General features: G+C 66.4%; 23 protein-coding genes and 1 tRNA gene. 9 read left to right on the top strand and 15 right to left on the bottom strand.

Annotation, left to right across the window (positions count from 1 at the left end):
- Positions 1–152 precede the first annotated feature (152 nt).
- Positions 153–560, top strand: coding sequence for a glycine zipper 2TM domain-containing protein (locus AC1GI4_RS08000; protein ID WP_294275423.1), 408 nt, complete (start codon positions 153–155; stop codon positions 558–560).
- A gap of 224 nt (positions 561–784) precedes the next feature.
- Positions 785–1,108 carry a hypothetical protein gene (locus AC1GI4_RS07995; protein WP_294275422.1) on the top strand — a complete coding sequence of 108 codons (324 nt, stop codon included), beginning with the start codon at positions 785–787 and terminating at the stop codon, positions 1,106–1,108.
- Here the strand turns inward: AC1GI4_RS07995 and AC1GI4_RS07990 are convergent.
- The 14 genes from AC1GI4_RS07990 to AC1GI4_RS07925 form a co-directional block, all read right to left on the bottom strand.
- On the bottom strand, positions 1,096–2,121 hold the full coding sequence (locus tag AC1GI4_RS07990; protein WP_479629154.1) for a cell wall hydrolase: 1,026 nt from the start codon (positions 2,119–2,121) through the stop codon (positions 1,096–1,098). The genes AC1GI4_RS07995 and AC1GI4_RS07990 overlap by 13 nt on opposite strands.
- Before the next feature lie 163 nt (positions 2,122–2,284).
- Entirely contained in the window at positions 2,285–5,137 is a 2,853-nt protein-coding gene (locus tag AC1GI4_RS07985; protein ID WP_479629153.1) for a M16 family metallopeptidase, read from the bottom strand.
- A 25-nt stretch (positions 5,138–5,162) separates the two neighbouring features.
- Positions 5,163–5,375, bottom strand: a complete 213-nt coding sequence (locus tag AC1GI4_RS07980; protein ID WP_294275419.1) for a hypothetical protein — start codon at positions 5,373–5,375, stop codon at positions 5,163–5,165.
- A gap of 23 nt (positions 5,376–5,398) precedes the next feature.
- A complete protein-coding gene (gene tgt / locus AC1GI4_RS07975) occupies positions 5,399–6,529 on the bottom strand; it encodes a tRNA guanosine(34) transglycosylase Tgt (RefSeq protein WP_479629152.1) in 1,131 nt (376 codons plus the stop codon).
- On the bottom strand, positions 6,526–7,029 hold the full coding sequence (locus AC1GI4_RS07970) for an EF-hand domain-containing protein (RefSeq protein WP_433911407.1): 504 nt from the start codon (positions 7,027–7,029) through the stop codon (positions 6,526–6,528). The genes tgt and AC1GI4_RS07970 overlap by 4 nt, the downstream gene beginning before the upstream one ends.
- Positions 7,029–8,066, bottom strand: coding sequence for a tRNA preQ1(34) S-adenosylmethionine ribosyltransferase-isomerase QueA (queA, locus tag AC1GI4_RS07965; RefSeq protein ID WP_479629151.1), 1,038 nt, complete (start codon positions 8,064–8,066; stop codon positions 7,029–7,031). Before queA ends, AC1GI4_RS07970 begins: the two co-directional genes overlap by 1 nt.
- Positions 8,063–8,845, bottom strand: coding sequence for a peptidylprolyl isomerase (locus AC1GI4_RS07960; RefSeq protein ID WP_479630376.1), 783 nt, complete (start codon positions 8,843–8,845; stop codon positions 8,063–8,065). Before AC1GI4_RS07960 ends, queA begins: the two co-directional genes overlap by 4 nt.
- 237 nt (positions 8,846–9,082) lie before the next feature.
- Complete coding sequence (coaD, locus tag AC1GI4_RS07955) at positions 9,083–9,586, bottom strand: pantetheine-phosphate adenylyltransferase (protein ID WP_294270023.1); 504 nt, start codon at positions 9,584–9,586, stop codon at positions 9,083–9,085.
- Positions 9,583–10,482, bottom strand: coding sequence for a polyprenyl synthetase family protein (locus AC1GI4_RS07950; protein ID WP_294270020.1), 900 nt, complete (start codon positions 10,480–10,482; stop codon positions 9,583–9,585). Before AC1GI4_RS07950 ends, coaD begins: the two co-directional genes overlap by 4 nt.
- 2 nt (positions 10,483–10,484) lie before the next feature.
- Positions 10,485–10,724 (bottom strand): exodeoxyribonuclease VII small subunit, encoded by a 240-nt coding sequence (locus AC1GI4_RS07945; RefSeq protein ID WP_007406073.1) that lies wholly within the window; start codon positions 10,722–10,724, stop codon positions 10,485–10,487.
- A gap of 47 nt (positions 10,725–10,771) precedes the next feature.
- Positions 10,772–10,951, bottom strand: a complete 180-nt coding sequence (locus AC1GI4_RS07940) for a hypothetical protein (RefSeq protein ID WP_294270018.1) — start codon at positions 10,949–10,951, stop codon at positions 10,772–10,774.
- Positions 10,952–10,974: 23 nt separating this feature from the next.
- A complete protein-coding gene (locus tag AC1GI4_RS07935; protein ID WP_479629150.1) occupies positions 10,975–12,660 on the bottom strand; it encodes a sensor domain-containing diguanylate cyclase in 1,686 nt (561 codons plus the stop codon).
- A 309-nt stretch (positions 12,661–12,969) separates the two neighbouring features.
- Positions 12,970–15,288, bottom strand: a complete 2,319-nt coding sequence (clpA, locus tag AC1GI4_RS07930) for an ATP-dependent Clp protease ATP-binding subunit ClpA (RefSeq protein ID WP_479629149.1) — start codon at positions 15,286–15,288, stop codon at positions 12,970–12,972.
- Positions 15,289–15,500: 212 nt separating this feature from the next.
- Positions 15,501–15,695 carry a DUF1192 domain-containing protein gene (locus tag AC1GI4_RS07925; protein WP_479629148.1) on the bottom strand — a complete coding sequence of 65 codons (195 nt, stop codon included), beginning with the start codon at positions 15,693–15,695 and terminating at the stop codon, positions 15,501–15,503.
- Between the two features lie 124 nt (positions 15,696–15,819).
- Here AC1GI4_RS07925 and AC1GI4_RS07920 point away from each other — a divergent pair, with 124 nt between their 5' ends.
- From AC1GI4_RS07920 to AC1GI4_RS07905, 4 genes are all read left to right on the top strand, one after another.
- Positions 15,820–16,818, top strand: coding sequence for an NAD(P)H-quinone oxidoreductase (locus AC1GI4_RS07920; RefSeq protein WP_479629147.1), 999 nt, complete (start codon positions 15,820–15,822; stop codon positions 16,816–16,818).
- Positions 16,819–16,955: 137 nt separating this feature from the next.
- On the top strand, positions 16,956–17,660 hold the full coding sequence (locus AC1GI4_RS07915) for a hypothetical protein (protein ID WP_479629146.1): 705 nt from the start codon (positions 16,956–16,958) through the stop codon (positions 17,658–17,660).
- 157 nt (positions 17,661–17,817) lie between these two features.
- Entirely contained in the window at positions 17,818–18,501 is a 684-nt protein-coding gene (locus AC1GI4_RS07910; protein ID WP_433909785.1) for a DUF1013 domain-containing protein, read from the top strand.
- A gap of 113 nt (positions 18,502–18,614) precedes the next feature.
- Positions 18,615–18,935 (top strand): hypothetical protein, encoded by a 321-nt coding sequence (locus AC1GI4_RS07905; protein WP_479629145.1) that lies wholly within the window; start codon positions 18,615–18,617, stop codon positions 18,933–18,935.
- A gap of 204 nt (positions 18,936–19,139) precedes the next feature.
- On the opposite strand, the gene AC1GI4_RS07900 is transcribed toward AC1GI4_RS07905, so the two are convergent.
- Positions 19,140–19,215, bottom strand: a tRNA-Trp gene (locus AC1GI4_RS07900).
- 305 nt (positions 19,216–19,520) lie between these two features.
- Here AC1GI4_RS07900 and rpsL point away from each other — a divergent pair.
- From rpsL to fusA, 3 genes are all read left to right on the top strand, one after another.
- Positions 19,521–19,892 carry a 30S ribosomal protein S12 gene (gene rpsL / locus AC1GI4_RS07895; RefSeq protein WP_007406072.1) on the top strand — a complete coding sequence of 124 codons (372 nt, stop codon included), beginning with the start codon at positions 19,521–19,523 and terminating at the stop codon, positions 19,890–19,892.
- 66 nt (positions 19,893–19,958) lie between these two features.
- A complete protein-coding gene (gene rpsG, locus AC1GI4_RS07890; protein ID WP_007406077.1) occupies positions 19,959–20,429 on the top strand; it encodes a 30S ribosomal protein S7 in 471 nt (156 codons plus the stop codon).
- Between the two features lie 147 nt (positions 20,430–20,576).
- A complete protein-coding gene (gene fusA, locus AC1GI4_RS07885; protein WP_042491194.1) occupies positions 20,577–22,652 on the top strand; it encodes an elongation factor G in 2,076 nt (691 codons plus the stop codon).
- The last annotated feature ends 16 nt before the right edge of the window (positions 22,653–22,668 follow it).

Genomic DNA, 22,668 nt, shown 5'->3' with positions numbered 1-22,668 from the left:
CTCTCCGTTCGCACTGAGCGACGTCGAAGTGCACACCCCATGATTGGCCATGGGCCAGCGAGCGCTGCCTCAACGCACAAAACGCACTTAACCTATCGCAACCTTTGAAGCCGCAAAGCGCTTCTCCCACATTACCCATGAGGGAGGATGTGATGCGTGCATTGACACTCGGCCTGGTGGCGGCGGCGACGCTGGTTTCCGGTTGTTCGACGTATGGCGGCTTGGGTGGCGGTTATGGCGGCCCGCGCTATGCCTATGACTATAACCGTCCCGATCCTGCTTATGGCGGCTATTATGCCGACCGCTATTATGTCGACAATGCCCGCTATCGTGAGCGGCGGCTGGGCCGGAACGACCGCGTCTATGTCGGGCAGGACGGCCGCTATTATTGCCGCCGCAACGACGGCACCACCGGCCTGATCGTTGGCGGCATTGCGGGCGGTGCGTTGGGCGCGGCGATCACTTCGGGCGGATCGCAGACGTTGGGCACGCTGCTTGGTGCCGCGGGCGGTGCACTGGCCGGTCGTGCGATCGAGCGGGACAATGTCCGCTGCCGTTGATCGCGGCGTTTGAGTTTTACAGCTGATCGGGCCGATCCTCTCCTCTTGTAAGGAAAGGGTCGGCCTCGTCATGTCGGGGCAGGATAAACCCCACATGAACATGATTTCATTTTCTGCGACAATTGGCGACACATTAGCTAAGTCATTGGGATAGCTTTGCGATTGCCACCACCCATATTGCGGATCGGGCCAGTATTCGCCCGCTTTATTAAGGGAGTGTCATCATGAAGGCCATGATCCTTGCAGGCTTGGGTTTCGCCACCATCGCCGTTCCGACCGTTGCCGAGGCGCAGCGCTGGACTCCGATCGCGCAGCGCCAAGGGCAGCTGCAGCAGCGGATCGACCAGGGCGTTCGCTCGGGTGCGCTCAACCGGCGCGAGGCGGTACGGCTCCAGTCGGAACTGCGCGGCTTGAACCAGCTCGAATATCGCTATCGCCGCTCGGGTGGTGGGCTGAGCATGTCGGAGCGCCGTGACCTGGACCGTCGCTATGCCGTGCTGAGCCGTCAGGTCCGCTTCGAAAAGCACGACCGCAATTATCGCCGCTGATCGGTGACGGCCGTCGCGCCCGAGCCATTCGGGCGCGGCGCGTCGGGCCGCTCGATCGGGCGACCGCTATCCTTCCATTTGTCGAGTATCTGGCCCGACGTGGCCAGCCGGTCGCTGATCCCCGTATCGCGTGGCGGAGCGGGGGTCGGCATTTCCTGTGGATGGACCGGGCGCACCGGCGCGGGCGTTGCGCCGGGCAGCGGCGGCGCGGGTAGACTGGCCGGGGCGGGGGGCAGGTCCTCGCCGCTTGCCGTTTCGGCGACCGGAGCGGGGGCCAGCACGGGCAGCACCTCGCCCCCCGCATAGACCCGGTTCATCGCGGCGGCGGTGCCCCAATAGCCCTTCCAGCGGTGGAACAGATGGGCGCCGACCATGTCGGTCATCACCATGGCGCGGTTCCAGGCGGGAGCGACGGCGAAGGTGTGGTAATGCGTCGCCAATCCGACCGGCGCATAGACGCCGCCGGACAGCGCCGCCGCCGCGACCTGCGCCGCGCGCGACCAGCCCGCGATCGCGGGCGTGCGCGACAATGCGCCGTCGCATGCGAAGCTGAACTGGCAATGCCCGCGCTCAACCCCCTGATAGACGACGCCGCACACGGTGGCCGGAAAGGCCGGATGCCGCGCGCGGTTGAGCACGACCTGCGCCACCGCGCGCTGGCCGTCGATGCTTTCGCCGCCCGCTTCGTAATAGATGGCAGCGGTCAGGCACTGCATGGCGCGGGCACGATCGATCGCGCTTGCCCGCCCCCAGGCAAAGGGCCGGGCGGCCACTACGCCGCGATCGGCGATGTTTGCCCCCGGCGGGATCGGCAGGTCCGGTAGGGCGACCGTCCCCGTACTGCCATCGACGGCGGGCAGCATGTCGGCAATGGGGAGAGACGCGGTCGTGGGCCGTGCCTGCGACGGCGTCGCGGCCACCACCGGCCGCTTCGCCCGCCAGGCCCCTTGCGCGGCCAGCATCAGGCCGAACGTCAGCATCAGGCCGAGTAGCGCCAGCCAGACCTGTATCATCCGCCTTACCGTCCGCTTCGCCACCCGCAATGTGGGGAGTCCTCCAGTCCTAGCCGTTCGCGAATATACCGGAGAGGGTTAAGAATTTCGCGTAACGGCGGTCCTGCCCCTCCACCACTTTTCGGATGGTCCCCCCAGACACGGCCTGGGGGGGGATTTGAGGTCAGCGCAATTTGGGCGTGTCGAGGTTGACCGAGGCGGCCGGAATGACTTCGACCTCGGGATGGGCCTGACGCAACGCGGGCAGGAACTGCTTGGAGTCGCCGACCACGATGATGCTCGCCGCCTTCGGATCGAGCAGCGTGGCAGAGACCGATTCCACCGCCGCCGGGTCCACCGCCTGGACGCGCGGGATATAGCGGCTCAGCTCCTCCAGCGGCACACCCTGCAGCGTATAGCTTGCCAGGATGCTGGCGATGCCGTCCGTCGTCTCGATCGTCCGGCCGAAATTGCCGACCAGCACGGCCTGCCGGGTCGCCAATTCGCTTTGCGGCACGGGCGCGGTGCCCAGCTTGCGCATCTCGGCATCGATCAGCCCGACCACTTCGGCGGCCGAGGGGTTCTTGGTCTGGGTACGTGCCGAGATGATGCCGATGTCACGGCCCGTCGCCACCGCGCTGCCCGCGCCGTAAGCCAGGCCGCGCTTGATGCGGATTTCCTGGTTCAGCCGCGACGAGAAGCCGCCGCCCAGCACGGTGTTGGCGACCGCCAGCGGATAATAGCGGTCGTCGGCGCGGCGGATGCCCGAGCGCGCGACGACCACGCCCGCCTGTCCGGCATCGGGCATGTCGACGACGATTACGCGCGGTGCGGGGAACGCGGGTTCCGGGGCCTTGGCCGTGGTCGCGGCGGCTCCGGCGACCCGCCAGTTGCCCAGATAACGCTCGGCGATCTGTTTCGCTTGGCCGGGCGTCACGTCGCCGACCAGCAGCAGCGTCGCCTGACCGGGCTTCCAGCTGCGGCCATAGGCGGCGGTCAGGTCGGCGCGGGTCAGCGTCTTCAGCGAGGCGGGGGTACCCGACAGCGGCTGGCCATAGGCGCGCGCGCCATAGACGACGCGGTCGGCGACCATGGCCGACAGCTGCGCGGGGTTCTGCATCGCCACGTTCAGGCTGTCGATCGACTGGGTCCGGGCGCGATCGATCTCCTCTGGCTTGAAGGCCGGGTGGGTCGCGACATCGGCCAGGATGGTCATCGCGGTGCCCAGCTGGGCCGACGGCACGGTCAGGTCGATGGTCGCGCCATCGTCCGAGGCACCGGCCGAGATCGATCCGCCCAGGCTTTCGACCGCACGCGCGATCTCGGTGGCCGAGCGGGTCGTCGTGCCCTTGGTCATCAGGTCGGCCGACAGGCTGCTCGCGCCCGCCTTGCCCACCGGATCGGTCGCCGCACCGCCCAGCGCCACCAGCGAGGCGGTTACGAGCGGCAGGTCGTGCCGCTCGACCGTCACGACGCGCAGGCCGTTGGGCAGCGTGGTCGCGACGGGTTGCGGCAAGGTCGGCGCGATCGCCGCACCCGGCGGCGGGGGCAGGATGCGCTGGCCTTCGGGGGCGGGCGTCACCACGTCGATCTGGGCAGGCGGGGTCAGCGCCGCCGTCTGGACGGTCGGCGCGATCTCGATCGGCATTTCACGCACATTGGCGGGCCGCTGGCTGTCGGGCAGATAGCGGATGGTCGCGCTCTGGCTGTCCTTCAGATAGTCGCGCGCGACCCGCTGGATATCGGCGGCGGTCACCTTCTGCACGGCGGTGATCTGACGGTCGGCGGCCCTGGGATCGCCGTCGACGATCACGCTGTTCGCGATCAGGCTGGCCTTGCCCTCCGCCGTCTCGCGCTGCTTGAGCGCGGCGGTGAGCAGCTCGTTCTTCGCTTCGGCCAGTTCGGCGGCGGAGACGGGGGTGTCGCGCAGGCGCGCCACTTCCCGCTTCAGCGCGGTTTCTCCCTCGGCCACCGGCTTGCCGCTCGCCATCATCGCATACAGCACGATGTTGCCGGTCGACTGCTTGGTATCGAGGAAGGTCGAGGCCGACTGCGCCAGCTGGTCGCGATAGACCAGGTCCTCGTACAGCCGCGAGCTTTCACCCGCCGACAGGATCGCGTTCAGCACCATCAGCGCAGGGGTGTCGGCGCTGCGCTCGGGCGGGATGTGATAGCTGATGAGGACAGCCGGAAGCGGTACGTTGGCGTCGTACGCGGTTCGTGCCACGGCTTGGGTGCGCGGCGGCTCCTGCACGGTGACGCGCGGGATCGCGGTGGTCGGGCGCTTGATCTTCGCGAAATAATCATCGACCCAGCGGTTCAGCTGCGCGGGGTCGAAATTGCCCGAGACGACCAGCACCGCATTGTCGGGGCGGTAATAGGTGGCGTGGAAGGCGCGGACATCGTCGATGCCCGCCGATTCCAGCTCCTCCAGGCTGCCGATGCCGGGACGCGCATAGGGGTGCACCGAATAGGCGAGCTTGGGGTAATAGATGGAGAACAGCTTGCCATAGGGCTGGGCGAGGGTGCGCTGACGCAGTTCCTCCTTCACCACGTCGCGCTCGCTGGCAAAGCTCTTGGGCTCGACGACCAGCGAGGCCATGCGGTCGGCTTCCGCGAACAGCAGGCGTTGCAGGTGGTTGGCGGGCACCACCTCGAAATAATTGGTGTAATCGTCGGCGGTGGAGGCGTTGTTATAGCCGCCGACATCCTCGGTCAGGCGATCCATCTGTTCGGGGACGAGGTTCCTCTTCGCCTTGAACATCAGATGCTCGAACATGTGCGCAAAGCCCGAGCGGCCCTTGGGATCGTCCTTCGACCCGACGTCATACCAGACCTGGACCGAGACGTTGGGCGTCGTCGTGTCGCGAATGGCATAGACGCGCAGGCCGTTGGGCAGGGTGCGCGTGGTGAAGTCGATCGGCTTCACGCTTTCCGTGCGTGCTCCCGCGGCCGTTTGCGGCGGAGCACTCTGCGCCCCGGCCAAGGTGGGAAGGGCGGCGACGCCGAGCAGGAGCGCGGCACGGAAAAGGCGCATGAAAACCCTCTTTATCGTTTGCGGATTACTTGGACTTGTTGCGCGTGCCGTACAGCACGGCCGCCGCGATCGCGGCCGAACCGATGCCGACGCCCAGACCGATCTTGCCCATCGGCCAGTTACGCGTCTTGTCCTTGATCGATGTGGCGGTCGCCTCGGCGGCGGCGACGGCGTGGTCCTTGGCCTCCTTGGCGGCGGCGAGGATCTCGTTGGGGGCGTCTTCGATATGATCGGTCATGTTACTCTCCTACTGGCCCGAAATCATTGGCCGCCAGCGTAGCGCGCCCGGAAGTCGTCCGCAAAGGCCGTCAGTCGTCCTTCGGAAATTGCGGCGCGCAGATCGGCCATCATCTGCTGGTAGAACCAGATATTATGCTCAGTCATCAGCATCGCGCCCAGGATTTCGCCCGCGCGGACCAGATGATGGAGATAGGCGCGACTCCAGGTCGAACAGACCGGGCAGCCACAAGCGGGATCGAGCGGCCCCTGATCCTCGGCGAAGCGCGCATTGCGGATGTTGATCGGGCCCTGGCGCGTAAAGGCCTGCCCCGTGCGGCCCGAGCGGGTCGGCAGCACGCAGTCGAACATGTCGACCCCGCGCTCGACCGCGCCGACGATATCGGTCGGCTTGCCCACGCCCATCAGATAGCGCGGCTTTTCCACCGGCAACTGGCCCGGTGCGAAGTCGAGACAGCCGAACATCGCCTCCTGCCCCTCGCCGACCGCGAGGCCGCCGATCGCGTAACCGTCGAACCCGATGTCGATCAGCGCGTCCGCCGACGCCTTGCGGAACCCCTCGTCCAGCGCGCCCTGCTGGATGCCGAAGATCGCATTGTCCTCGGCATGCTGGCCGCCCGCGTCAAAGGCATCGCGGCTGCGCTTGGCCCAGCGCATCGAGCGTTCCATGGCGCTGGCCTGCACTTCGCGGGTCGAGGTGGTCGGAACCAGCTCGTCGAACGCCATGACGATGTTGGAGCCGAGCAGCCGCTGAATCTCGATCGAGCGTTCGGGGCTGAGCAGGTGGCGGGTGCCGTCCAAGTGGCTCTTGAACGCGACGCCATCCTCCGACCGCTTGGTCAGTTCGGCCAGGCTCATCACCTGATAGCCGCCCGAGTCGGTCAGGATCGGCCGGTCCCAGCCCATGAAATTATGCAGTCCGCCCAGACGGGCGACCCGCTCGGCACCGGGGCGCAGCATCAGGTGATAGGTGTTGCCCAGGATGATGTCCGCGCCGCTCGCGCGCACGTCGCCCGGCTTCATCGCCTTGACGGTGGCGGCGGTGCCGACGGGCATGAAGGCGGGCGTGCGGATCTCGCCCCGCTTCATGGTGATGGTGCCGGTGCGGGCGCGGCCGTCGGTGGCGTGGATGGCAAAAGAGAAGCGGGCGGTCATTTTCTGTCTCGGGGCCGAAGCGGGCCGGTCGGGCCGTTGGCGTCGACGGGGGTGGTACGGATGGTCAGCGCCTCGGCACGACTGATCGCGCCGTCCTGATCCCGGTCGAAGCGTGAGAACAGGCGCGAGAAATGCGCCTGTAACTCGGCCAGGGTGATGCGATTGTCGCTGTTCTTGTCGACATCGAACGGGCTGGGCAGCGCGTTGCGATCACCCAGCCAGCGCTCGGCCCAATCGGCGAACTGGAGATAGCCGATCGATCCCTGATGCGTGGTGTCGATCGCGTCATAGCTGCGCTTGATTCCCGCCTCCATCTCGGCGCGGGACGTCTTGCCGTCGCCATCGCTGTCGAGCGTCGCGATCATCATCGCCACCGGCTCGACCACCATGGTCGCGGGCGTCTGGGCGAAAGGCTTGGGTCGGGCCGTGACGACGACGGTGTTGTCCGGCTCCTGTGCAGGCGGTTGCGCCGCCTGCATCAGGATCAGCGCGAGCAGCATCATGCGCTGCGTTCCGGCAGCAGCAGCGACGCGTCGCCATAGGAATAGAAGCGGTAGTCGTGTCCGATCGCATGGGCATAGGCCGCCTGCATCCGATCCAGCCCCATCAGCGCAGACACCAGCATGAACAGGGTCGAGCGCGGCAGGTGGAAATTGGTCATCAGTCCGTCGATACCGCGAAAGCGATAGCCCGGCGTGATGAAGATCGCGGTGTCGCCCTCGAACGGACGGATCACGCCATCTTCGCCCGCCGCACTCTCGATCAGGCGCAGCGAGGTGGTGCCGACCGCGATGACCCGGCCGCCTCGCGCCTTGACGGCGTTCAGCCGATCGGCGGTGGCAGCATCGATGCGGCCCCATTCGGCGTGCATCTTGTGGTCGACGGTATCCTCGGCCTTGACCGGCAGGAAGGTGCCCGCGCCGACATGGAGAGTCAGCGTCGCATGCTCGATCCCCGCCGCCGCCAGCGATTCAAGCAGGCCGGGCGTGAAGTGCAGCGCCGCCGTCGGCGCGGCGACCGCGCCGGGCTCGTTGGCGAACATCGTCTGATAATCGTCGGCGTCCTGCTCGGTCACGCCGCGCTTCTGCGCGATATAGGGGGGCAGGGGCATGGTGCCCGCCCGCTCCAGCAGCAGCTCGACCGGCTCGTCGCCTGCGAAGTCGAGCGCGAAGCTGCCATCCTCGGCCCGGTCGCGTGCCGTGGCGCTGACACCCGCGCCGAAGTCGATCACGTCGCCGTCGCGCAGCCGCTTGGCGTTGCGGATGAAGGCGCGCCAGCGGCGCGCACCCTCCCGCTTGTGGAGCGTCGCGCCGATCCGCGCCTCTCCCCGCACGCCTTCCAGCTGGGCGGGGATGACGCGGGTGTCGTTGAACACCAGCAGGTCGCCTGCGCGCAAGGCGGCGGGCAGGTCGCTCACCCGCTGGTCGCGGGTGGCGGGGCCTTCCAGGACCAGCATGCGCGCCGAATCGCGCGGGGATGCCGGGTAGAGCGCGATCCGCTCAGGCGGCAGGGTGAAATCGAAAAGGTCGACGTTCACTTGGTCGCCACGGCCGCCTTCTTGGCCGGAGCCGGTTTGGGGGCGGCACGGCGCGCCGGTGTGATGGTCACAGGCTTGGTCGCCGCACCCGGCAGCGTCACCGGCGCACCCAGGGCGGGAGTGGGAGCAGGCGCCATCGGCACATAGGCCGGGGGATTGTCCGCCGCGACATAGGCATGGACGATCCTGCTGGGGTTGGCGGGCGGCTCGCCGCGCTCGATCGCATCGACATATTGCATGCCGTCGATCACCCGGCCGAACACCGTGTACTTCTTGTCGAGCGCGAAGCGCGGCTGGAAGACGATGTAGAACTGGCTGTTGGCGCTGTTGGGGTCGTCGGCGCGCGCGGCCGCCACCGATCCGCGCACATGCGGCAGATAGTTGAACTCGGCGGGCACGTTGGGCAGGTCCGAACCGCCGGTGCCGTCGCCCTTGGGATCGCCGCCCTGCGCCATGAAGCCGTCGATCACGCGGTGGAAGGTCAGACCGTCATAGAAATGGCGGCGCGTCAGGACCTTGATCCGCTCGACCATCTTCGGCGCGACGTCGGGGCGCAGCCAGATCGTCACCCGGCCGCCGGTCGACAGGTCGAGCAGCCAGAGATTCTCCTTGTCGGTGACGGGCGGCGGGGGCAGCCGGTCGGCGATATTGGCCTCGAGGACCTGCGCGGCCTTGGCGGGGGTGCTGAACTTGGGTTCGACCTGGGACTGTTTCTGCGCCTGTGCCGGAACGGCGACCAGGCTGGCCATCATCATGGCAAGAGCGGCGAGAACGCGCATCATATCTCTACGACAAGGGAAGGAATGGGGAGGCTGTAGAGCAAATCGCCCCTTGCGCCAATCTGAACCTGAGTTGGGTGTCGGGTGGGAGCATTTTCCTCCCTTGCAAGAGGAGGTGGCAGGCCAGAGGCCTGACGGAGGGGTGTCCCGCTTGGAGAGGAAAGACCGGCCTCGCAAGTGGTGATACCCCTCCACCAGCTTCGCTGGTCCCCCTCCCCTTGCAGGGGAGGAATAGGGTCAGCTGCCCTTGCGGCCGATCTTCTCGACGCGGGCGACGACGTCCTCGCAGACCGCAGGCGTCACGAACTTGGCGATGCTGCCGCCGTACATCGCGATTTCCTTCACCAACCGGCTGGCGATGGGTTGCAGCGCGACGTCGGCCATCAGGAAGACGGTCTCAACCCGCGGATTGATCTGCTGGTTCATGCCCGCCATCTGATATTCATATTCGAAGTCGGCGACGGCGCGCAGGCCCCGGACGATGACCTTGGCGCCCTCGCGCTCGGCGAAATCCATCAGCAGCGAATCGAAGGCGACGACGTGAATCTCACCCGCGACGTCCGCCACTTCGCGACGGACCATCTCCATCCGCTCGTCCAGGGTGAACATCGGCGACTTGGACGGATTGGTGGTGACGCCGATCACCAGCCGGTCGACCAGCTTCGCGCCGCGCCGGATGATATCCATGTGGCCCAGCGTCACCGGATCAAAGGTGCCGGGATAGACGCCGATCCGGGTCATCGGTCGCGCTCTACGACGTAAGCAGCGATGGCGCGGAGCAGATCGGCCTCGGGGCCATAGTCGCGTAGATGCTCGATCGCCTGGGCGACCAGCATGCGGCACTGCTCACGCGCGCGCTCGACGCCCAGCAGGCTGAGGAAGGTCGCCTTGCCCGCGTCCTGATCCTTGCGCAGCTTCTTGCCCGCCGTCGCCTCGTCACCCTCGGCGTCGAGCAGGTCGTCGGCGATCTGGAAGGCCAGCCCCAGGTCATGCGCATAGCCGCGCAGATGCGTGCGGCCCTCGGGGGGAACGCGACCCAGGATCGCGCCCGCCTCGACCGCCGCGCAGATCAGCGCGCCGGTCTTCATCTGCTGAAGCCGGGTGACGGTGGCGAGGTCGAACACCTGCCGCTCGGCCTCCAGGTCCATCTGCTGCCCGCCCGCCATGCCGCTGGGGCCGGAGGCGCGCGCGAGGTCCAGGATCAGCTCGGAGCGGACAAAGGGATCGGCATGGGTCGCCGGATCGGCCAGAATCTCAAAGGCCAGCGCGTGGAGGCAGTCGCCCGCCAGGATCGCCGTCGCCTCGTCGAACGCCTTGTGCACGGTCGGCTTGCCGCGCCGCATATCGTCGTCGTCCATCGCGGGCAGATCGTCATGGATCAGCGAATAGACGTGAATCGCCTCCAGCGCGGTGGCGACCCAGCCCGCACAGTTGCGGTCGACCGCGAACAGATGCGCGGTGGCGAACACCAGCAGCGGGCGAAGCCGCTTGCCGCCGCCGATCGCGGCGTGGCGCATCGCGGCATAGAGCGAGGCGCGCGGATCGCCCGGATCGGCGAGCAACTCGGCAAAGCGGGCGTCGATATCCTCGGCGACTTCGGCCAGCGCCTCGGTCAGGGTGGTGGCGGCGAGCGTCACCCTCAACCCGCCTGAAACGGGCGCGTGCCCGCGGCCTTGCCCTCGGCATCCAGGCGGATCGCCTCGATCCGGGCCTGGGCGGCGTCGAGCCGTTCGGCGCAGCGCTGGCGCAGACGATCGCCGCGCTCATAGAGGCGGATCGATTCGTCGAGCGTCGCTTCGCCGCTTTCCAGTCGGCCGACGATCCTCTCCAGTTCCTTGAGGGCGTCCTCGAACGTCAGTTCTTCGATGGGCGTATCCATGACGCCGCTATGCGATACCGGCCCGGCGGGCGCAAGGATGCTCGCACCTATCTCAGCCGGTTGACGGTCCAGGTGTAGAGAAACGAGACGCCGAACAGACCCAGATCGACGGCCGCCTGCACGCGGCGGGGCGAGCGGTCGGTCAGGTCATGGGTGATGAGGCGGATATCGGCGGTCGGATGGCGATACGCCAGCGCGATCAGCGCCAGCACCAGTCCAGCCGCCATGATCCGTCGTTCGCGCAAAAGCCCTACCCCCTGCGCAGCATCCTAGTGTGCGGGCGCAGGACGGGCAAGAGCCCGCTCGGCTGCGGGGCGGGGGTGATGGTGGCGCCCCGGCAGGCGCGGTCTCTCCCGGCATCCTTGGCGGCGAACAGTGCCTGGTCCGCCTCGCGGTACAACAGGCGCCAATCCGATTCGTCGGCGATCGGGCCGGTGCACACCCCGAGACTGGCGGTGACGGACAGGCCCGAGGGATAGGGGATGGCGCGAAGCCGGGCGAGCAGCGCCTCGGGGGAGGGGGCGCGTTCGGCATCGGCGAGCAGCGCGAATTCCTCGCCGCCGATCCGGGCGATCAGCATATCCATCCCGGCCGCCTCGCCCAGCGCGTTGGCGAAGATACGCAGTACCTCGTCGCCGCCGTCATGACCCAGCAAGTCGTTGATGCGTTTGAAATGGTCGATATCCGCCAGGATCAGCGTCTGCGGCCCGCTGCGCCCGATCGCCTGTTCCAGAAAGGCGCGGCGGTTGAACAGCCCGGTCAGCGGATCGGTATCGGCCAGGCGGCGGGCCACCCGCTCGTCGGCGCGCGCCAGATCGCGCTCCCGGCTAAGCAGATAGATGCGATAAGCGACGCCCAGGCTGGCGACCAGCGCCTCGACGCCCATCGACAACACGGTCGATTGGTCGATCCAGGGGCGCCATTCGATGAGGTGGAGCGCATGGAGCACCCGGAACATCGCCAGCCCGATCGGCGTGCCCCAGGCGATAGCGAAGGCCCAGAGGAAATTGCTGCGCCGCCGCCAAGCCTGCACCAGCACCGCGATAAGGAAGATCAGCAGGACCATGAAGCCCAACAGCACCGCCTGGTCGAGCACGATGATCCAGCGGGGGGCGAGCAGGGCGAAGGCGATATTGGGAATGGCGATCAGGACGAAGCTGATCGCCGCCATCCGGTCCAGCCAGCCCTCGAACACCTTCCGCTCGAAGAAATAGCGCGAAAAGATCACCAGGGTCATCGCGACCCCGCCCAGCATGATCGCATTCCACCGATGCCGCTCGTTATTGTCGAGCCAGGGCAGCCACTGGCCGATCAGGCCCGAGGACGACAGGGTATAGCCGGTGATGAAGAACAGCAGCAGGCAATAGACCGGCTGGAGTGGCTGGCGTAGCGCGGGCCACAGCGCAATATTATACACGGCCAGACCGACCACCACGCCCAGGATGACGCCATAGGTCAGCCCGAGCGAGGATTCGACCGCCAGCATATCGGCATAAGGGCCGATCCGCGCGCCGCGCACGACCCCGCGCATATTGGCGGCGCCGTGCGCCTCCCACAGGATACGCACCGGCCGCGTCTCTTCGTGCGGCAGTGGCACGGCAATGGTCGGGCCGAGCAGTAGATAGGGGGCGGTCGTCGCGCTGGTAAAGGCGACGGTGCGGATTTGTCCGTCGGCATAGAGGATGTGCAGTGCCGTCGCATCCTGCCAGGTGCTCGCGAAGCCGACCGCCAGCCGGTCGCGAACGTCACCGGCGATCACCGGCAAGGGCTGCGACAAGACCCAGAAATCGCCGACGCCATAGGAAGACTGGTTACGGGTGCAATCAAAGTCAAAGTCGCCGGCTTGCGTCAGCAGGGTTCGGCTGTTGTCCCCTGCGTGCATCGGGCGAATACAGGTGGTCAGGCTCTCACCACCCTGGGCGGTTGCTTGGGCCAAAGGCCAAAGGACTGCCAGCAGCGCTAGCAGCAACCCGCCTATTGTGATCGGCCAAGCACCCTTCATACGTCTCATCTGTCCGCGGAAGGCCGAAAATCTGGTTAACGGCGACATAACACAGGTTGTGCATATCATCGAGCCTCGGCGGCAAGCTAGGGCCGATCGCCATTCAGGCAAGATGCCGCATATTCCTTCCCTGCAAGGGGAGGAATGACGTGAATGGCAATCCGGCCTGGGCAGTACATGCAAAAAAGGCCGGGTGTCGCCACCCGGCCCATTCTGGAATTGTCACCGTTTCGGTGCGATCGATCAGCTCGCGTCGACCGCGGCGGGCTTGCCGCCCTTCTTGCGCGGCTTCTTGGGCGCAGCGGGTTCGATCGCGAAGGACAGCGCGCCGTCCTTCATTTTCACCGTCACCTCGCCGCCATGGACCAGCTTGCCGAACAGCAGTTCCTCGGCCAGCGGCTGCTTGATCTTCTCCTGGATCAGGCGGCCCATCGGGCGCGCACCGTACAGGCGGTCATAGCCTTTTTCGGTGAGCCAGCTCTTCGCCGCCTCATCCAGGCTGATATGGACGTGACGGTCGGCCAGCTGGAGTTCGAGCTGGAGGATGAACTTGTCCACCACCCGCGCCACGACTTCCGGCGGCAGATAGCCGAAGGGCACGATCGCATCCAGGCGGTTGCGGAATTCCGGCGTGAACATCTTCTGCACGGCCTGCTCATCCTCGCCTTCGCGGGTGAGATTGCCGAAGCCGACCGTCTCGCGCGCCATGTCGGCGGCGCCCGCATTGGTCGTCATGATGATGATCGTGTTGCGGAAATCGACCGTCTTGCCGTGGTGATCGGTCAGCTTGCCGTTGTCCATCACCTGCAACAGGATGTTGAACAGGTCGGGATGTGCCTTCTCGATCTCGTCGAGCAGCAGCACCGAATGCGGATTCTGATCGACCGCGTCCGTGAGCAGACCGCCCTGGTCATAGCCGACATAGCCGGGAGGGGCGCCGATCAGACGGCTGACCGAGTGACGCTCCATATATTCGGACATGTCGAACCGCTGGAGCGGGATGCCCAGGATGGTCGCCAGCTGGCGTGCGACCTCGGTCTTGCCGACGCCGGTGGGGCCGGTGAACAGATAGTTGCCGATCGGCTTGTCGGGATCGCGCAGGCCCGCCCGGCTGAGCTTGATCGCCGAGGACAGGTTCTCAATCGCGGCATTCTGGCCGAACACCACGCGCTTGAGGTCGGTCTCCAGCATTTCCAGCTGCTGGCGGTCGTCGGTCGACACACTTTTCGGCGGGATGCGCGCCATGGTGGCGATCACGGCCTCGATCTCCTTGGGCGTGATCGTCTTCTTGCGCTTGCTGACCGGCACCAGCATCTGCATCGCGCCGACCTCGTCGATCACATCGATCGCCTTGTCGGGCAGCTTGCGGTCGTTGATATAGCGTGCCGACAGCTCGACCGCCGACTTGATCGCATCGGGTGTGTACTTGACCTGGTGGTGATCCTCGAACGCCGAGCGCAGACCCGCCAGGATCTTGATCGTGTCCTCGATCGTCGGCTCGTTCACGTCGATCTTCTGGAACCGGCGCAGCAGGGCGCGGTCCTTTTCAAAGTGGTTGCGGAACTCCTTATAGGTGGTCGAGCCGATGCAGCGGATCGTGCCGCCCGACAAAGCGGGCTTGAGCAGGTTCGACGCATCCATCGCCCCGCCGCTGGTCGCGCCCGCGCCGATGACGGTGTGGATCTCGTCGATGAAGAGGACCGCGTGGGGCAGCTTCTCCAGCTCGTTGACGACCGCCTTCAGCCGCTCCTCGAAGTCGCCGCGATAGCGGGTACCCGCGAGCAGCGCGCCCATGTCGAGCGAGTAGATGACGGCGTTCAGCAGCACCTCGGGCACGTCGCCCTCGACGATCTTGCGTGCCAGGCCTTCGGCGATGGCGGTCTTGCCGACGCCGGGATCGCCGACATAGAGCGGATTGTTCTTCGACCGGCGGCACAGGATCTGGACGGTACGGTCCACTTCGGGGCCGCGCCCGATCAGCGGATCGACCTTGCCGATCTTGGCCTTTTCGTTGAGGTCGACGGTGAACTGCTTGAGCGCGCTCTCGGCCTTGCCCTTCTCAGGCGCCTTGACGGGCTTTTCTTCCTCGACGCCCTTGGGCGGGGTCGATTCGGTCGTCGCACCACCCTTGCCGACGCCGTGGCTGATGAAGCTGACGGCATCCAGGCGGCTCATATCCTGCTGCTGCAGGAAATAGACGGCATAGGATTCGCGTTCGGAGAACAGCGCGACCAGCACGTTCGCGCCGGTCACTTCGTCGCGGCCCGAGGACTGGACGTGCAGGATCGCGCGCTGGACCACGCGCTGGAACCCGCTGGTCGGGGAGGGGTCGGTTGCCGCCTCGACCTTCAGCGCGTCGAGTTCGGTGTCGAGATACTGGGCGACCGTCGCCTTCAACTCGCCCGTGTCGACATGGCATGCTTCCATCACCTTGGAGGCATGTTCGTCGTCGATCAGCGCGAGGAGGAGGTGCTCCAGCGTGGCATATTCATGGCGCCGCACGGTCGCGGCTTCGAGCGCCTTGTGAAGCGTGGTCTCAAGCGCGGGGGCGAAAGATGGCATCTACGATACTCCTGGCGAAGCGCAGGGGACGGGCGCTCCGTTGCGACCAATGTCGGGATGGTGAGCCCCGGCATCAAGCGGGTATGGCACGGCGGGTCTGAACAAACCGTGTTCGGGGGCCCCAGCGTGTCTGGCGGGCGGTGCGTGTTCGACGAAAGCGGCGGCGCGGGCGAACCGGCGGAGGGTGCTGAACCCGTCCGGTGCGCCAGTCGTCACCGCTTGAACAGGGCGTCGGCGCTGGCGCGGTGGGTGGCGGCGCGCTCCATGTGGCGTCGGGTGCGCGCGATCTCGCCCTCCAGCGTCGCGATCCGCGCCTCCAGCTCGGCCACGGAGAGCGGATCAAGGTCCTGCTTCGTCACCGCGGCGAGCGCGTCGGGCAGGCGGAAAGGGGAATCGTCCTGTTCCATAACGGGATGCAGCGTTGACCCCAACGCCGTCGATGTCAATAACGGTGACACAAGAGCCGACGATGGGGGATGGCAGCCGGTGCACGCGTTTGGCGATGGGATGGGGATCGGCGATATCCCGACAATGATGACCGCCATCGATCCGGAGGATGCGGGCGGTCCCGAGGTGCTGGTGCCCGTCCAGCGCCCGACGCCGACACCGGGCGCGGGCGAGGTGCTGATCCGCGTCGCCGCTGCGGGCGTGAACCGGCCCGACGTCATGCAGCGCCAGGGGCTCTATCCGCCGCCGCCGGGCGCGCCCTCCATTCCAGGGCTGGAGATCGCAGGCTATGTCGTCGCGGTCGGCGAGGGGGTGGGGCCGGAAATGCTGGGCCAGCCGGTCTGCGCGCTGATCGGCGGCGGCGGCTATGCCGAATATGCCCTGGCGGTCGCCGAGCATTGCCTGCCGGTGCCGCACGGCCTGTCGATGGTCCAGGCCGCGGCCATTCCCGAGACGCTGTTCACCGTGTGGACCAACGTGTTCGAGCGCGCCTATGCCGATGAGGGCGACACCCTGCTGGTGCATGGCGGGACCAGCGGCATCGGTACCATGGCGATCCTGCTGGGGCGTATCTTCGGGCTGAGCGTGATCGTCACGGCGGGCTCGGACGAGAAATGCGCGGCCGCCGAGAAGCTCGGCGCGGCCAAGGCGATCAACTACAAGACGGTCGATTTCGTCGAGGCGGTGAAGGATTTCACCGACGGCAAGGGCGTCGACATCGTACTCGACATGGTCGGCGGCGATTACCTGCCGCGCAATATCCAGTGCCTGGCCGAGGACGGCCGCCATGTCTCGATCGCCGTGCAGCGCGGGGCGAAGGCGGAAATCCCGATCTGGGAGATCATGCGCCGCCGCCTGATCCTGACCGGCTCGACGCTGCGCGGCCGGGACCGGGCGTTCAAGGCGATGGTCGCCGACGAGCTGTCGCAGCTGGTCTGGCCACATGTCGAGGAGGGGCGGCTTCGCCCCGTCATCGACCGCAGTTTCCCGCTGGCCGAGGCGGCCGAGGCGCATCGCCGGATGGAGGGCGGCGACCACATGGGCAAGATCGTGTTGACCATGGGCGCCGGGTCGGACGACTGAGGGTCTGTACGGAAACGGGCCGAGGCACGTTTTGCGGCACCGGCGGTAGCGCCGATCTTGATCCAGCTGCAAAAGATTGCAACGGATCGAACGACCGGATCGGCCGTTTTTCCACGCCGAATCCATGGGGGGTGGCGATGGTGCAGGGTGGAGGCCGGATCGGACTGGTCTGCGTGGGTCTGGCAAGCGGATGGGCGATGGCGGCGCCGGTGCAGGCGGAGTCGCCGCGCGAGCTGCTGACCCAGGCGTCTTTCGGCGATTCCGACGAAGAGACCGCGCTGCGTCGTGTCTCGGCCGCCTATGTGTCGGCGACCAACCTCCTGAAGCGTGCCCCCGACGACCATGAAGCGCTGCTGATGCGCGCCACCGCGCTCGGCTACCGCGCCAAGCTGACCGGCAACCGCAGCGATGCGATCGCGGCCCGCCGTCAGTTCGAGGCGCTGGTTGCGCAGAAGCCCCGCGATGCCGAGGCGCAATTGGCGCTGGGGGCCTGGCACATCGGGGCGGTCAAGAAGCTGGGGGCGATCGTCGGGCGCGCGGCCTTGGGGGCGCAGCGCGGCGTCGGCTTCGCTTCGCTCGATCGGGCCATCGCGCTGGGCGGCGACCGGGCGCTGTTTCCGGGGCTGGCGGCGCTGCTCCGACTGGAGCTGGACCCGCGCGATCCGCGCGGACGGGCGCTGGCGGAGGCGGCGGTGCACGCCGGGACGGTGACGCCGATCGATCGCATCCTGCAACACGCCTGCACCGCCGTCCTGGCCGCGTTGCGCACCGGCGACCTGACCAGGACACGGGCACTCGCTTCGCAATCGCTACCCTTCGGACGCTTCGACGACGACAACTGAGCGGCTGGACGCAGGGGCGATCAGGGTCTATCGCGCCCTGTCCCGACAGTTTGTGGCAGCGCACCTTGCTCTCGGGAACGGCTTTCATTAGATTTGTCGCAGCTACGGCCGCTCCGGTGAGGGGCGGCCCTTTTATTTTCCGACTGGAGTGATCCCCGTGGCCCAGCCGCTCATGCCCCATGCGACCGCTTCCTGGCTGGTCGACAACACGTCGCTCTCGTTCGAGCAGATCGCGGATTTCTGCGGCCTCCACATCCTCGAAGTCCAGGCGATCGCCGACGACACGGCCGCCACCAAGCTGACCGGCCGCGATCCCGTCCGCGCGCACGAGCTGACCCAGAGCGAGATCGAAAAGGCGCAGGCCAATCCCGATTACCGCATGAAGATGACCAAGGGCCCCGAGCAGGTCCGCCGCACCAAGGGTCCGCGCTACACGCCGGTCAGCAAGCGGCAGGACAAGCCGGACGGCATCGCCTGGATCATCCGCAACCACCCGGAAATCTCGGACGGCGCGATCAGCAACCTGATCGGCACGACCCGCACGACGATCGCCGCGATCCGCGACCGCAGCCACTGGAACATCGCCAACATCACGCCCAAGGACCCGGTGACGCTGGGCCTGACCACCCAGCGCGAGCTGGACTCGGCGGTGGCGAAGGCGGCGAAGACGACCGGCGGCAATGCCGAGGCGCAGCCGACCGACACCCGTCTGGAGGGCGATCGCGAAGCGCTGCTCGCCTCGCTGCGCGCCGAGCGCGAACAGGCCAGCCGCGATGTCGATTCGATCGGCCATGGGCATGGCGACGACGTGATCGACCCGCACTCGCTGTTCCGCAGCTGATCCACGGGCCTCGGCCTGACGAAGGGGGCGTCCACCTTGGTGGTGGGCGCCCCTTTTGCATGGGGGGAACGGCGTCCGGCGATTGCCGTTGAGCCTGATCGAAGGAGAAGCCCATGTCCGATCAGGAAACACGCCCCGACCATCCCCGCGCCTCCAACCGTGGCGACAGCTGCGAAGTCTACGACCGTGCGGACGAGCGCGCGATGGGACGCGACCTGCCGTCCGGCCAGGTCGCACCAAAGGCGCCCGCGCCCGGTGACGGCAATGCGGACACCAGCCTGCCCGCCGACAATGGCAAGCGCGCGTCGGTCGATCCGAAGACGGGGGAGGTTCATGGCAGCGGGGCAGGGGCCGGCGGCGGCCATCGCGGCGACGAGATCGGCGAGGTGGATCCCGCCACTCCGCCCGGCATAGGACCGCGCCCGGTGGACTGATCCTATTCCTCCCCTTGCAGGGGAGGTGGCAGGCCAAAGGCCTGACGGAGGGGTGTTGCGGCTAGAGAGCTTAGGCTGTCGTCGCAACCGGCTACACCCCTCCACCAGCTTCGCTGGTCCCCCTCCCCTTGCAGGGGAGGAACGAAGCAGCACAAGTGCTCGCCGCCAAGGCGGTGTCACATGTCCGGCGATGTCAGGGAAAAGTGGCAGGAGTGCACGGACTCGAACCGTGGGCCCTCGGTTTTGGAGACCGATGCTCTACCAACTGAGCTACACTCCTGCGAGGCGGCCGCCATTAGCCCGGCTGGCGGGGCGGGACAAGGCCAAAATTGCGATTTTAGCAGATCCTCGGAAAAAGCCCGTCTGCCCGCCGTCCCGCGCCGACATTGACCGCCCGGCGACTCCCGCGTATAGGCCGCCGCTGCACGAAGGGGATTTCTCGGGATTCGGGACATGTCCGTCGGGCAAGCTTGAACATTGCTGGATGCGAATAGGGCCGGGCGCAAGGCGCAAAGGCCCCTTTTTGTATTCCGAAGTGCTGTGATGGCTCCAGCAAAGTAACCTCATGGAAAGGTGAAGGCTTCAATGCCGACGATCAACCAGCTGGTCCGCAAGGGCCGCGAACTGCAGAAGGCCAAGTCCAAGGTCCCTGCAATGGAGCAGAACCCGCAGAAGCGCGGCGTTTGCACCCGTGTCTACACGACGACCCCGAAGAAGCCGAACTCGGCACTTCGCAAGGTGGCCAAGGTCCGTCTGACCAACAGCCGCGAAGTCATTTCGTACATCCCGGGCGAAGGCCATAACCTGCAGGAGCACTCGGTGGTGCTCATCCGCGGCGGCCGTGTGCGCGACCTTCCCGGCGTGCGCTACCACGTTCTGCGCGGCGTTCTCGACACGCAGGGCGTGAAGGATCGCAAGCAGTCCCGCTCGAAGTACGGCGCCAAGCGTCCGAAGTAAGCCGGTCGGGCCTGCGTGCAGGCTCCTCGACCATCAAAGGCTGAAGTTTTGTAAGGAAATACGAGAATGGCTCGTCGTCGTCGTCCCGAAAAGCGGGAAATCCTGCCGGACCCCAAGTTCGGAGATGTGGTCCTGTCGAAGTTCATGAATTCGGTCATGCTGGACGGTAAGAAGTCCGTGGCCGAAGCCATCGTTTACGGTGCTCTGGAAACCGTCGAGACGCGCGCCAAGCGCGATCCGATCGGCGTGTTCCACGATGCGCTGAACAACATCAAGCCGGGCATCGAAGTCCGTTCGCGCCGCGTCGGCGGTGCGACCTACCAGGTTCCGGTCGAAGTCCGTCCGGAGCGTGCCCAGGCTCTGGCCATCCGTTGGCTGATCGGCGCGTCGCGCGCCCGTTCGGAGAACACGATGGCCGCGCGTCTGTCGGGTGAGCTGATGGACGCTGCGAACAACCGCGGCAACGCGGTCAAGAAGCGCGAAGATACGCACCGCATGGCGGAAGCGAATCGCGCCTTCTCGCACTACCGCTGGTAAAGGCCTGCGGCGGGACCGGATTTATTTCCGTCCTGCCGCAACCTTTTCAGGGTGCGGTGCCGGCGGTCTTCCGCTGGTCACGCAAACAGCCTATATAAGGGGGAGCCGGGCCAACCGGCTCCCCCCTACGCTTGAGGAAGATCGATCATGGCCCGCAGCCATCCGCTCGAGAAGTATCGCAACATCGGCATCATGGCGCACATCGATGCCGGCAAGACGACCACGACCGAGCGCATTCTTTATTACACCGGCAAGTCCTACAAGATCGGCGAAGTGCACGAAGGCACCGCCACCATGGACTGGATGGAGCAGGAGCAGGAGCGCGGCATCACCATCACGTCGGCCGCGACGACCTGTTTCTGGAACGACAACCGCATCAACATCATCGACACCCCCGGGCACGTCGACTTCACCATCGAAGTGGAGCGTTCGCTCCGCGTGCTCGACGGCGCGGTCGCCTGCTTCGACGGCGTGGCGGGTGTTGAGCCGCAGTCGGAAACCGTGTGGCGTCAGGCCGACAAGTACGGCGTGCCGCGCATGTGCTTCGTCAACAAGCTCGACCGCACCGGCGCCGACTTCTATTTCTGCGTGAACTCGATCATCGAGCGCCTGGGCGCGCGTCCGGCGGTCCTGTATCTGCCGATCGGCATCGAGGGCGGCTTCAAGGGTCTGGTCGACCTGGTCGAGAACCGCGCGATCATCTGGCTCGAAGAGTCGCTGGGCGCGAAGTTCGAATATCAGGACATCCCAGATGACCTGAAGGAAAAGGCCGCGAAGTATCGCAGCGACCTGATCGAAATGGCCGTCGAGCAGGACGACGCCGCGATGGAGTCGTACCTGGAAGGCAACGAGCCGTCGGTCGAAGAGCTGAAGAAGCTGATCCGCAAGGGCACGCTGGAAATGGCGTTCGTCCCCGTGGTCTGCGGCTCGGCGTTCAAGAACAAGGGCGTGCAGCCCCTGCTCGACGCGGTCATCGACTATCTGCCGAGCCCGCTCGACGTTCCGGCCATCAAGGGCGTGAAGCTCGACGGCGAAACGCCGGACGAGCGTCCTTCGTCGGACACCGAGCCCTTCTCGGCGCTGGCGTTCAAGATCATGAACGACCCGTTCGTCGGTTCGCTGACCTTCGCCCGCATCTATTCGGGCAAGCTCGAGACCTCGTCGCAGGTCCTGAACTCGGTCAAGGACAAGAAGGAAAAGATCGGCCGCATGCTGCTGATGCATGCGAACAGCCGTGAGGACATCCAGGAAGCCTATGCGGGCGACATCGTCGCTCTCGCGGGCCTCAAGGACACCACCACGGGTGACACGCTCTGCGCGCAGAACGCCCCGATCATCCTGGAGCGCATGGAATTCCCCGAGCCCGTGATCGAGCTGTCGGTGGAGCCGAAGACCAAGGCCGACCAGGAGAAGATGGGCGTCGCGCTCAATCGTCTCGCTCGCGAGGACCCCTCGTTCCGCGTGACCTCGGACGCCGAGTCGGGCCAGACCATCATCAAGGGCATGGGCGAGCTCCATCTCGAGATTCTGGTCGACCGCATGAAGCGCGAGTTCAAGGTCGAGGCGAATGTCGGCGCGCCGCAGGTGGCGTATCGCGAATACCTCAAGAAGCCGGTCGACATCGACTACACGCACAAGAAGCAGTCGGGCGGCACCGGCCAGTTCGGCCGCGTCAAGGTCAAGCTGACCCCGGGCGAGCGTGGTTCGGGCTTCGTCTTCAAGGACGAGATCAAGGGCGGTAACATTCCGAAGGAATATATCCCCGCGATCGAGAAGGGCTTCCGTGAGACCGCGGAAACCGGCTCGCTGGTCGGCTTCCCGATCATCGACTTCGAAGTCCTGCTGTATGACGGCGCGTACCACGACGTCGACTCGTCGGCACTGGCGTTCGAAATCTGTGCCCGCGGCGCGATGCGCGAAGCGGCCCAGAAGTCGGGCATCACGCTGCTCGAGCCGGTCATGAAGGTCGAAGTCGTGACCCCGGAAGACTATCTGGGCGACGTCATCGGCGACATGAACAGCCGTCGTGGCCAGATCCAGGGCACCGACACGCGCGGCAACGCGCAGACGGTCGAGGCGATGGTCCCGCTGGCGAACATGTTCGGCTATGTGAACGCGCTCCGCTCGTTCACCCAGGGCCGTGCGCAGTACTCGATGCAGTTCTCGCACTATGACGAAGTGCCGCAGAATGTTGCGGACGAGGTCAAGGCGAAGATGGCCTAACAGCGTCCGTCGTGCC

The organism is Sphingomonas sp. 77B (assembly GCF_056497825.1).
This window is presented reverse-complemented; position numbering and strand designations above follow the sequence as displayed.